Genomic DNA, 778 nt, shown 5'->3' with positions numbered 1-778 from the left:
CTTAGGGTCGCCTTTTTTCGTTATAGTCCCTTGCTCCACAGATAGAGCGTTCATTTCTGAAGGCTGACTGATTTTATACGGCCTATACCTGAAACAAATGGTCAACTGGCTTGAAGCTAGGTTTTGAGACCCTATAATTCCCGCATCCAGTTTTTTTCCTAGGTTATTGACTGATATGACAGAGCTTCCAGATATTTATAACGATATTGATACAGTTTTAGCAAAAGACGGGTTCGCAATTTCGAATGACGGGGTGTGGTATCACGGTACGTCATCAGCTTTGGTTGATTCGATCAACGCGAGCGGCCTAAATCGATCCGGCGATCAAGCATTCAATCAAGCGGCTAAGAGCACAATGGCTACCATTGGGAATAATTACACAGAGCAACGCGAGCCAGTATTTCTGACTCAGAGCAAGGCGCTTGCTTATTTTTGGGCAGAGCAATGTGTTAAGCGCAGAAGTGTGCGCTTTGAAGGTGATGAGCGCCCTGTAGTTCTGGCTGTTTCTTTGGATGAGGATACGTCAAAGAAAGTGCGTCCAGACGTTGGTGCTGCCGGCCTCCTTATGATTAAAGAAGGAGAGGCATTTATGATTTACCTAGCGAAACTTTATGAGCAGGCTGGCCTTGATGCTCTCGATATTGACCTTATGAAAGCCGAGCGCGAAGAGTACTTGAATAAGCTGGGAATGGCATACATAGACAGTGATATTCCCGCTAGTATGGTCGCGGAGCTTGTTTAATGCGATCTCACGTTGAAGCTGGGTTCTATTTCTTTT

1 protein-coding gene is annotated in these 778 nt (G+C 45.4%); it reads left to right on the top strand.

Going from position 1 to position 778, the window contains the following annotated elements; all coding sequences use genetic code 11:
- Positions 1–175 precede the first annotated feature (175 nt).
- Positions 176–742 (top strand): hypothetical protein, encoded by a 567-nt coding sequence (locus A3750_RS20775; RefSeq protein ID WP_068452924.1) that lies wholly within the window; start codon positions 176–178, stop codon positions 740–742.
- The last annotated feature ends 36 nt before the right edge of the window (positions 743–778 follow it).

Source organism: Oleiphilus sp. HI0079, assembly GCF_001635105.1.
The sequence above is the reverse complement of the archived record's forward strand: the minus strand, read 5'-3'. Positions and strand labels throughout refer to the sequence as shown.